This window comes from Methylobacterium sp. WL116, from assembly GCF_008039455.1.
Taxonomy (GTDB): domain Bacteria; phylum Pseudomonadota; class Alphaproteobacteria; order Rhizobiales; family Beijerinckiaceae; genus Methylobacterium.
This window is the reverse complement of record NZ_VRUV01000135.1, coordinates 1-9,724: the sequence shown is the minus strand read 5'-3', so window position 1 is coordinate 9,724 and position 9,724 is coordinate 1. Positions and strand designations below refer to the sequence as shown.

Below are 9,724 nucleotides of genomic sequence, written 5' to 3'. Positions count from 1 at the left end.
GGCCTATTCCCCGGTGTCCGCCTCGTCAAGGCGCGCGCTCACGCCGGCCTCGGCCCCCACAGGATGAGGCCGGCGCCGGCGAGACAGATCATCGCGCCGTCGAGGTCCTCGATCAGGTCGGCCGGGTCCTCGAGGCCGATCGAGAGGCGGACCACCTCCGGCCCGGCGCCGGCCGCGGTCTTCTGCGCGTCGGTGAGTTGGCGGTGGGTGGTCGAGGCCGGGTGGATCACCAGCGAGCGCGTGTCGCCGATGTTCGCCACGTGCGAGAACAGCTGCAGGTTGCCGACGAGCTTCACGCCGGCATCGTAGCCGCCCGCGAGGCCGATGGTGAAGACCGAGCCGAAGCCGTTCGGCGTGTAGCGCTTGGCGAGCTGATGGTAGTGGTCGGTCTCGAGCCCCGGATAGCTCACCCACGACACCGCCGGGTGGCCCGCCAGGTGCGTCGCGACGGCCATGGCGTTGTCGCAGTGGCGCTGCATCCGCAGCGGCAGGGTCTCGATGCCGTTGAGGATCAGGAAGGCGTTGAACGGCGACAGCGCCGGCCCGAGGTCGCGCAGGCCGAGCACCCGGATGGCGATGGCGAAGCCGAAATTGCCGAAGGTCTCGGCCAGCACCATGCCGGCATATTCCGGGCGCGGCTGGCTCATCATCGGGTAGCGCGCGTCGCCGGCCCAGGGGAAGGTGCCGCCGTCGACCACGAGACCGCCGATCGAGTTGCCGTGGCCGCCGAGGAACTTCGTCGCCGAGTGCACGACGATGTCGGCGCCGTGCTCGAACGGGCGGATCAGGTACGGCGTCGCCATGGTGTTGTCGACGATGAGCGGGATGTTGTGGCGCTTGGCGATCTCCGACAGGGCGGCGATGTCGGTGATGACGCCGCCCGGGTTGGCGATGGATTCGCAGAAGATCGCCTTGGTGCGCGGCGTGATCGCCCGCTCGAACGAGGACGGGTCGTCGGTGTCGGCCCAGACCACGCTCCAGCCGAAGTTCTTGTAGCTGTGGTTGAACTGGTTGATCGAGCCGCCGTAGAGCTTGTTGGCCGCGATGAACTCGTCGCCCGGCTGCATCAGCGCGTGCATCGTCAGGAACTCGGCCGCGTGGCCGGACGACACCGCGACCGCCGCGGTGCCGCCTTCGAGGGCGGCGATGCGCTCCTCCAGCACGGCGTTGGTCGGGTTGGTGATGCGCGAGTAGATGTTGCCGAAGGCCTGCAGCCCGAACAGCGAGGCGGCGTGGTCGACGTCGTCGAACACGAAGCTCGTGGTCTGGTAGATCGGCGTCGCCCGTGCGCCCGTGGCCGCATCGGGGCTCGCGCCCGCGTGGATCGCGAGGGTGTTGAAGCCGGGCAGCCGGTCGGTCGTCATGGGTCTCTCCTCGGCCGGGTCGTTCGGGCACGATCACGTTCGCGCCAGCGCTGGCACGCGGTTTACGCTTCCCCGCCGCGGCGGTGCAAGGCGCCGGCCCCCGTCACAGCACGGCTCGGCCGCCTGTGATGGGGAGGCGCAGCCGCTGGATGCGGGAAGGCGCGCCCGTCCGGGCCGAAGCGCCGCAGCCCTCCGATCCGGGACGGCGCGGTCTCCGACCCTAAAAAAGACCCGATGCTCGTGCTGTCCGGGCACCTTCCCTCGTCGCCCCGCACGGATCGATCCGCTCTATGCTGAAAACCGCCTTCGTTGCCGCGCGCGACCGTCAGCGGCTGTCGGAGATCGCCTCGATCCTGATCGGCTTCGGCGTCAACAAGGTCGTGGACCGGCTCGGGCTGCGCTACATCCCGATCCTTCCGCGCCGCAAGCCGAAGATCGACGTCACCCGCCTGTCGGAGCCCGAGCGCCTGCGCCGCGCGATCGAGGCTCTGGGGCCGACCTTCATCAAGTTCGGCCAGGTGCTCGCCAGCCGTCCCGACCTGCTCTCGCCGATGTGGACCGAGGAGCTGGCCAAGCTCCACAGCCAGGTCTCGCCGGTCTCCTGGGAGACGATCCGCCCGCAGCTGGAGGCCGACCTCGGGGCGCCGCCGCAGGAGATCTTCGCCGAGTTCGACACCAACGCGATCGCCTCGGCCTCGATCGCCCAGGTCTACCGGGCCAAGCTGCATTCGGGCGAGGACGTCATCGTCAAGGTGCTGCGCCCGGGCCTGCGCAAGATCATCGACGCGGACCTGCGCCTGATGGCGCACGGCGCCCGCATCGTCGAGACCGAATGGCCGGACATGGCCCGCTACCAACCGGGCGAGCAGATGCGCCACCTCGCCGCCGGCCTGAACGGCGAGCTCGACCTGATGAACGAGGCGCGCAACTGCGAGTTGCTCGCTTCGCTGTTCTCCGACCGCGACGACATCGTATTCCCGAAGATCCACTGGGAGTGGTGCTCCGAGCGGGTGCTGGTGCAGGAATTCATCCACGGCATCCCCCCGAACGACGAGGCGCGGCTCGCCGCCGCCGGCGTCGACAAGAAGCTGCTCGCCCAGAAGGGGACCGACGCCTTCCTGAAGATGGCTCTGATCGAGGGCGTGTTCCACGCTGATCCGCACCCGGGCAACATGCTGGCGATGTCGGGTAACCGGATCGGATTCATCGATTTCGGCATCATCGGGCGCCTGTCGCAGAAGCGGCGCAACCAGCTGCTCGTGCTGATCGGCGCGATGCTGAAGCAGGACGCCGACGGGCTGATGGCGGTGCTGCTCGACTGGACCGGCTCGAGCAGCCCGGACCTGACCCGGCTGGAAGGTTCGGCGCAGGCCTTCGTCGAGAGCCATTCCTCGATCCCGCTCAACCTCGGGTTGGTGCTCACCGACTTCATGACCATGGCGCGTGAGAACGACCTCGCGATGCCGACCGACCTTGCGATCCTGTTCAAGGGCCTCGTCACCGCCGACGGCGTGATGCGCCACCTCGATCCGAACTTCGACCTGTTCGCCGCCGCCGGCCCGACGGTGCGGGCGAGCATGCAGACGCAGTTCTCGCTGACCGGGCTGAAATCCAAGGCCGAGGCGCTGGGCGTCGGCCTCTACGGCGCCGCCTCGGAGCTGCCGACGCTGATCCACCTGATGCTGGTGCGTCTGAAGCAAGGCCGCGTCACCGTCGAGATCGAGGTGAAGGGCCTCGACAAGGTCACCCGCGGCATCGAGCGGGCGGCGGCCCGCGTCGCGGTGGCGCTGGTGGTCGCCGCCTTCGCCACCCAGCTCGCGCCGCGCCTGATCGACCTCGGGACGCCGGTCTTCGTCACGATCGGCCTGGTCGTGTTCACCCTCGGCGTCGGCTGGCTCGTGCTGCTTGGACGGAAGAAGTGACGTCCTGCGCGACGGCCTAGACTTGTATCCGTTCCGGTCCGGTCGGCTTGACTACAATCGTGCCTTGCAGGCCCGGGCCGATATGCTAGCGTAATTCCGCCCACCGAATCGTGAGGATGCGGGTGGGGCGCGGCTCAGAAGCGGATTCATTCGCCGGTCGCGCTCCGCTTCTCGACATCGCGTCGCCACGCCGCGCGTTTCGCGGGTCGATACGCCGTCGCACGCCTCGCGGACACGCCCGCCGGCGCCGCGCGACGGTCGTCGAAGGGGAGCTTGTGCGATGGACACGGGCGCGAGTTGCAAGATTTCCGCCTTTCAGGCCACGGTCGCCGACCGGCGGCTCTCCGCCCTCGAGGCGGAGAACCACCATCTCCGGGCGTTGCTGAGCGAGGCGAGCCGGCAGGCCGACGCGGAAGCCGAACGCAATGCGCGCCTCGGCCGGATCGTCGTCTCGGAACGCGGCGCCAGCCGCATCGAGGCACGTCGGATCGTCGCCGAGGCGGTGCGGATGCGCGCCGAGGCCGAGAGCACCGTGGAGCATTGCCGGCGCGACCTGGCGCGCGGTGCCGCCCGCCTCGCCGGCGCCGAGGAGCTGAACGCGCAGCTCCGGGCCAGCGAGGAGTTCAACCGGCGCATCCTCTGGACCACCACCGACTTCGTGAAGGTGCTGGACCTCGACGGCCGCCTGATCACCGTGAGCGAGAACGGGCCCGCCGTCCTGGGCGTCGAGACGTTCGCCGGCCTCGTCGGCCGGGCCTGGATCGACTTCTGGTCCGCCCCCGACAGCCGTGCCGGCATCCGCGACGCCCTCGATGCGGCGCGGGCCGGGCGGCCGTGCCGGTTCCAGGCGGTTCTGAACGCGGGCGCCGCGCCGACCTGGTGGGACATCGCGGTGACGCCGATCGACGGCGCCGACGGCCGCCCCGAACGCATCCTCGCGGTGTCGCGCGACATCACCGACCTCAAGCGCAACGAGGCGCGCCAGACCCTGCTCATGCAGGAGCTCGCGCACCGGGTGAAGAACACCCTCGCCCTGGTCCAGGCGGTGGCGACGCAGACCCTGCGCAACGCCCCCTCGCTGGAGGAGGCCGGCCGGGCGCTGGATGCCCGCCTCGTGGCGCTGGCCCAGGCCCACGACGTGCTGGTTCAGGGCGCGTGGTCGAGCGCCTCGCTGTCGGGCCTCGTCGCCGGCGCGGTGGCGCTGCACGGCGACGGGGTGCCCGGCCGGTTCACGGTGAGCGGTCCCGACCTGACGCTCGCCGCCGGCCACGGCCTGACCCTGGCGCTGATGCTGCACGAGCTCGCCACCAACGCCGCCAAGTACGGCGCGCTCTCGACCGGCGCCGGCCGGGTGGCGATCTCCTGGGCGATCGACGAGACGGAGCCGGATGCGCGCCTCCGCTTCCGCTGGGAGGAGATCGGCGGTCCGCCGGTCGCGCCGCCGACGCGGACGGGGTTCGGCACGCGCCTGATCGCCCGGTGCCTGAGCCACGATTTCGGCGGCGCGGTCGCGCTCCGGTTTCCGCCGACCGGGGCGGTGCTGACCCTGGAGGCGCCGCTCGCCTCGGTCGTCGCCGCCTGAGGCACCCCCGCCGGGGATCCGGCGCGACGCCCAGGCGGGCGCCGCCCATTGGCGATCGCCGCCGGGCGTGAGAGAGGTCGCGGCGTGTCCACGCTCCTCGTCTACGTCGCAGCCGGCCTCTGCGAGATCGCCGGCTGCTTTGCCGCCTGGGCCTGGCTCAGGCTCGGGTACTCGCCGCTCTGGCTCCTGCCCGGCGCCCTCGCGCTTGCCGGGTTCGCGCTGCTGCTCACCCGGGTCGAGGCGGAGGCCGCCGGGCGCGCCTACGCCGCCTACGGCGGCATCTACATCGCGCTCTCGCTCGCCTGGCTCTGGCTCGTGGAGGATCGCCCGCCCGACCGCTGGGACCTCTCCGGCGCGATGATCTGTCTCGCCGGCGCCGGCCTCATCCTGTGGGGGCCGAGGCCGGCGTGAGCGCGCGCCTTGACGAGGCGGACACCGGGGAATAGGCCCCGGTGCTGGTGTTCAAACACAGTGTCCGCAGGCCTGATGACCGACAGCCCGACAGATCAACCCGTCGTTCTCCTGGTGGAAGACGACGGCCTTCTTCTGATGGAAGCCGCCGACACCCTCGCCGATGCGGGTTTCACGGTTCTCGAAGCGAGCCATGCGGACAAGGCGCTGAAGGTTCTTGAGAATCGCGACGACGTTCAAGTTCTGATGACCGATGTCGACATGCCGCAAGGCTCGATGGACGGTTTCGCGCTGGCCCGCCTCGTGGCCGACCGCTGGCCGGCGATCCCGGTCCTCGTCGTGTCCGGCATGGGCACGCCCGGCCCCTACGACATGCCCGACGGCGCCCGCTTCATCCCGAAGCCCTACGAGCCCAACACCCTGGTCCGGACGCTGCGTTCCTTCATCCACCGCGCGGCCTGAGCCCACGCCCGCAGGCCCGACGGGCCCTGCCCGCGGTTGCCCCTCCCCCGGTCCGCCGTGATAGGGCATGGTCCCGAGGACCGAGTTCGATGACAGACACGCCGAAGACGCCCCGATTCGCCACCCAGGCGATCCATGCCGGTGCCAGCCCCGACCCGGCCACCGGCGCGCGGGCGCAGCCGATCTACTTCACCAACGGCTTCGTGTTCGATTCCACCGAGCAGGCCGCCGACATCTTCAACATGCGCCGCACCGGGTTCTCGTACTCGCGCGGCTCGAACCCCACCGTCGCCGCCCTTGAGCGGCGCGTGGCCGCGCTCGAGGGCGCGAAGGCCGCCATCGCCGTGTCCTCGGGGCAGTCGGCGCTGCTGCTGGTGATGCTGACGCTGATGAAGAGCGGCGACGCCTACGTCGCCTCGCCGCGCCTGTTCGGTGGTTCGCTCGGCCTGATGCGGCGGCTCGACGGGCGCTACGACCTGAAGCCGCTCTTCGCCAAGGGCCTGACGCCGGCCGATTTCGAGGCGGCGATCACGCCGGAGACCCGGGCGATCATCTGCGAGTCGATCGTCAACCCGTGCGCCACGGTGATGGACATCGCCGGCATCGCCGAGGTGGCCCGGCGCCACGGTCTGCCGCTCGTCGTCGACAACACCCTCGCCTCGCCCGCCCTGATCCGACCGATCGAGCACGGCGCCGACATCGTCGTGCACTCGACATCGAAGTTCCTCGGCGGCTCCGGCCAGACCATCGGCGGCGTGATCTGCGACGCCGGCCGGTTCGACTGGACGAGGACCGACCACTACAACCTGATCACCGGCGCATGGCCCGACTACGACGGCCTCGTCATCACCGAGCGCTTCCCCGACAACCCGTTCGCCGTGGCCTGCCGCCTGTTCGGCCTGCGCGACCTCGGCCCCGGCCTCTCGCCGATGAACGCGTTCCTGACGCTGACCGGCATCGAGACCCTGCCGCTCAGGATGGCGCGCCACTGCGCCAACGCGCGCACGGTCGCCGCCTACCTCAAGGACCATCCGGCCGTCGCCTGGGTGAGCTATCCGGGCCTGCCCGGCCAGCCCGGCGAGGCGCTGGCGCAGCGCTACGTGCCGCAGGGGCCGGGCTCGATCTTCACCTTCGCCCTGAAGGGCGGCGAGCCGGCCGCGCTGACGTTCATCACCAGCCTGGAGCTGATCTCGCACCTCGTGAACATCGGCGAGATCAAGTCGCTGGCGATCCATCCCGCGACGACGACGCACCGCCAGTTGCCGAAGGACGAGAAGGAGGCAGCCTGCGTCGGCCCCGACACCGTCCGCCTGTCGATCGGCCTGGAGAACGTCGAGGACCTGATCGCGGACATCGCGCAGGCCCTGGCCCAGGTGGGCTGAAGGTCGCCTCGGACGTTGCGGCATGCTCGACCGTGGTCGAGCATGCCGTCGCGAGCCGTCAGACCATGCCGAGCGCCTGCATGTAGAGCTCGAGGATCGCCTCCTCCTCCTGGCGCTCGCTGTGGTCCTTCTTGCGCATGCGCAGGATGGTGCGGACCGCCTTCACGTCGAAGCCGCGGCCCTTCAGCTCGGCCATCACTTCCTTGATGTCGCCGGCGATGCCGCTCTTCTCCTCCTCGAGGCGCTCGATGCGCTCGATGAACGCGCGAAGCTCGTCGGCGGCCACGCCCTCGGATGATGACACGTCGCCGGGGGTCGGCATGGCATGCGCGTTCATGGTTCTCTCCTGTCCTGCCCGGTTCGTAGGGGAGTAAACTTACCGGGAGCTTAGCCGGAGCGACCCGCGCAGCCCCGCCGTGGAACGCGTCGCCGCGGCCCGGCGGCGGAACGCGTCAGTGCGGCTCCGCCGCGGATTTGGCGAAGGCGGCCTGCTGCTCGGGGCTGGCCTCGGTCTGGTACTTCGCCTTCCATTCGGAGAACGGCATCCCGTAGACCCGCTCGCGGGCCTCGTCCTTGGTCAGGCCGAGGCCTTCGGCGTCGGCCGCGTCCTTCATCCAATTCGACAGGCAGTTCCGGCAGAAGCCGGCGAGGTTCATCATGTCGATGTTCTGGACATCGGTACGCGCCTGGAGATGCGCCACCAAGCGCCGGTAGACCGCCGCCTCGAGCTCGGTCTGCGTCTTCGGATCGATCTCGGTCATCGGCCTCTCGCGCTGTTCGTAAATGATCCGCTGGAGGTCGGCGCGGGGCGCGCCCGAGTCAAGCGTGCCCGCGTCAAGCGCGACCCTTCATCAGCGGGCGGAGAAGCCCGGCAAAGCGCGCGGCCCATTCGCCCTGCCCGGCCTCGGCGGCGATCAGGTCCTGGCGGATCTCGACCAGCGCATTGGCCAGCCCCCGCGCGGTGGCGTGCCGGTCGATCGTGTCGCCGGGCAGGCCGCCGCCGTAGGGCTCGTTGTCGCCCACCGTCAGCCCGGCGGGGTCGGCGCGCAGGCCCGCGATCAAGGGCGCGCTGAGGCGCTCGTCCCGGTCGTAGAGGATGCCGACCTCCCAGGGCCGGGGGACGCCGCGCCAGAACGGGGTGAAGCTGTGCATCGTCAGGAGCATCGGCGGGCCGGCCGCGGTGTCGGCCGCCGCCACCGCGGCATCGATCGCCCGGTCGAACGGATCGTAGAAGCGGGCGATGCGCGCCTGCTTGCCGGCCTCGTCGATCCGCGCGTTGCCGGGCACCACCGCCCCGTCCGAGAGCCGCATCACCAGCGTCGGGTCGGCCCGGCCGCGGTTCGGGTCGATGATCAGCCGCGAGAAGTCGGTGAGGATCGCCGGCGCGCCGAGCAGCGCCGCGAGCCGCCGGGTCACGCCCGCCGCCCCGATGTCGTAGGCGATGTGGCGCCGGAACTCGCCCTCGGGCAGCCCGAGCTCGATGTCGTCGGGCACGTGGTTCGAGGCGTGGTCGCAGGCCAGGATCAGCCCGCAGCCGGGATCGCCCGGGATCGTCTCGACCGGGTGGGGCGGGTGTCGCGCGAGGCTGTGGGACAGGGGCACGGGTCCGGTTCGGTTCGCGGAGGCTGGGAGGTCTTGCCGTCACGGCAAGGCTCGGGCAGAGCACGTATCAAGGATCGTGCGCTCACGGCAAGAAACGGCCACGGCAAGAAACAGGCCCGTCGCCTAAAGAGCCCGTCGCCCCTGCCCGCACCCGCGGGTCGCGAAGGCGAGGACCGCACGAACGAGGAAACGACGCGCGAGACCCTGACCGATGACGCCTGAGATCGACCCCGCCACGCGCGCCCTGCGGACCCTGCTCGACGGCTTCCTCGCCGCGGCGATCGAGGCCGCCCACCCCGATACCTGCCTGCCGGCGCACCTGCCGCCCCCGACCCCGGGCCGGCTGATCATCCTCGGCGCCGGCAAGGCGGGGGGAAGCATGGCGGCGGTCGCCAGCCGGTTCTACCGCGAGCAACACGGGCTCGGCGACGACCGCATCGTCGGCCTGGCCGTCGCCCGCCACGGTTACGGGCAGGACGCGCCCGGCATCCGCATGGTCGAGGCCGGCCATCCCGTACCGGACGAGGCCGGCATCGCCGCGACCCGGGAGGCGCTGGCGCTCGCCACCGCCGCCGGCCCCGACGACGAGGTGCTGGTTCTGCTCTCGGGCGGCGGCTCGGCCAACTGGATCGCGCCGGCCGGCGACCTGACGCTCATCGAGAAGCAGGCGATCACCCGCGCGATGCTGCGCTCGGGCGCGCCGATCGGCGAGATCAACACCGTGCGCAAGCACCTCTCGCGCATCAAGGGCGGCCGCCTCGCGGTGGCCGCGCGCAACGCCCGCTCGATCCTGACGCTGGCGATCTCTGACGTGCCGTTCGACGACCCCGCGGTGATCGCCTCCGGCCCGACCGTGCCCGACCCGTCGACGCTCGCCGACGCCCGCGCGATCTGCGAGCGCCGCGGGATCCCGCTGCCCGAGACCGCGATCCGCCTGCTGAACGACCCGCTGAACGAGACCCCGAAAGCCGGCGACCCGGCCTTCGCGCGGGCCGAGTA

At 71.0% G+C, this 9,724-nt stretch carries 10 protein-coding genes; 6 read left to right on the top strand and 4 right to left on the bottom strand.

Annotation, left to right across the window (positions count from 1 at the left end; all coding sequences use genetic code 11):
* Nucleotides 1–38: 38 nt before the first annotated feature.
* A complete protein-coding gene (locus FV223_RS12245) occupies nucleotides 39–1,364 on the bottom strand; it encodes an O-acetylhomoserine aminocarboxypropyltransferase (RefSeq protein ID WP_147727308.1) in 1,326 nt (441 codons plus the stop codon).
* Between the two features lie 290 nt (nucleotides 1,365–1,654).
* Here FV223_RS12245 and FV223_RS12240 point away from each other — a divergent pair, with 290 nt between their 5' ends.
* The 5 genes from FV223_RS12240 (at nucleotide 1,655) to FV223_RS12220 (ending at nucleotide 7,123) form a co-directional block, all read left to right on the top strand.
* Nucleotides 1,655–3,286: an AarF/UbiB family protein gene (locus FV223_RS12240; RefSeq protein ID WP_147727307.1), complete on the top strand. Its 1,632-nt coding sequence runs from the start codon at nucleotides 1,655–1,657 to the stop codon at nucleotides 3,284–3,286.
* Nucleotides 3,287–3,566: 280 nt separating this feature from the next.
* Entirely contained in the window at nucleotides 3,567–4,868 is a 1,302-nt protein-coding gene (locus FV223_RS12235) for an HWE histidine kinase domain-containing protein (protein WP_147727306.1), read from the top strand.
* 84 nt (nucleotides 4,869–4,952) lie between these two features.
* Complete coding sequence (locus FV223_RS12230; protein ID WP_147727305.1) at nucleotides 4,953–5,279, top strand: YnfA family protein; 327 nt, start codon at nucleotides 4,953–4,955, stop codon at nucleotides 5,277–5,279.
* A gap of 75 nt (nucleotides 5,280–5,354) precedes the next feature.
* Nucleotides 5,355–5,741 carry a response regulator gene (locus FV223_RS12225; protein WP_147727304.1) on the top strand — a complete coding sequence of 129 codons (387 nt, stop codon included), beginning with the start codon at nucleotides 5,355–5,357 and terminating at the stop codon, nucleotides 5,739–5,741.
* An 89-nt stretch (nucleotides 5,742–5,830) separates the two neighbouring features.
* Nucleotides 5,831–7,123: an aminotransferase class I/II-fold pyridoxal phosphate-dependent enzyme gene (locus tag FV223_RS12220; protein ID WP_147727303.1), complete on the top strand. Its 1,293-nt coding sequence runs from the start codon at nucleotides 5,831–5,833 to the stop codon at nucleotides 7,121–7,123.
* Nucleotides 7,124–7,181: 58 nt separating this feature from the next.
* Here FV223_RS12220 and FV223_RS12215 read toward each other — a convergent pair whose 3' ends face one another.
* The 3 genes from FV223_RS12215 to FV223_RS12205 all read right to left on the bottom strand — a co-directional run bounded on the left by FV223_RS12215 (nucleotide 7,182) and on the right by FV223_RS12205 (nucleotide 8,725).
* Nucleotides 7,182–7,460 (bottom strand): DUF2312 domain-containing protein, encoded by a 279-nt coding sequence (locus FV223_RS12215; RefSeq protein ID WP_147727302.1) that lies wholly within the window; start codon nucleotides 7,458–7,460, stop codon nucleotides 7,182–7,184.
* Nucleotides 7,461–7,575: 115 nt separating this feature from the next.
* Entirely contained in the window at nucleotides 7,576–7,884 is a 309-nt protein-coding gene (locus FV223_RS12210; RefSeq protein WP_147727301.1) for a DUF1244 domain-containing protein, read from the bottom strand.
* Between the two features lie 73 nt (nucleotides 7,885–7,957).
* Entirely contained in the window at nucleotides 7,958–8,725 is a 768-nt protein-coding gene (locus FV223_RS12205; protein WP_147727300.1) for an N-formylglutamate amidohydrolase, read from the bottom strand.
* A gap of 211 nt (nucleotides 8,726–8,936) precedes the next feature.
* On the opposite strand from FV223_RS12205, the gene FV223_RS12200 reads away from it, so the two are divergent.
* A partial coding sequence (locus FV223_RS12200; protein ID WP_147727299.1) for a glycerate-2-kinase family protein occupies nucleotides 8,937–9,724 on the top strand: 788 nt, incomplete at its 3' end.

Excerpts from the sequence above, each read along its gene's own strand:
- FV223_RS12240 (WP_147727307.1), top strand. The coding sequence starts at position 1,655 with ATGCTGAAAACCGCCTTCGTTGCCGCGCGCGACCGTCAGCGGCTGTCG.
- FV223_RS12220 (WP_147727303.1), top strand. The coding sequence starts at position 5,831 with ATGACAGACACGCCGAAGACGCCCCGATTCGCCACCCAGGCGATCCAT.
- FV223_RS12235 (WP_147727306.1), top strand. The coding sequence starts at position 3,567 with ATGGACACGGGCGCGAGTTGCAAGATTTCCGCCTTTCAGGCCACGGTC.
- FV223_RS12210 (WP_147727301.1), bottom strand. The coding sequence starts at position 7,884 with ATGACCGAGATCGATCCGAAGACGCAGACCGAGCTCGAGGCGGCGGTC.
- FV223_RS12245 (WP_147727308.1), bottom strand. The coding sequence starts at position 1,364 with ATGACGACCGACCGGCTGCCCGGCTTCAACACCCTCGCGATCCACGCG.
- FV223_RS12225 (WP_147727304.1), top strand. The coding sequence starts at position 5,355 with ATGACCGACAGCCCGACAGATCAACCCGTCGTTCTCCTGGTGGAAGAC.
- FV223_RS12215 (WP_147727302.1), bottom strand. The coding sequence starts at position 7,460 with ATGAACGCGCATGCCATGCCGACCCCCGGCGACGTGTCATCATCCGAG.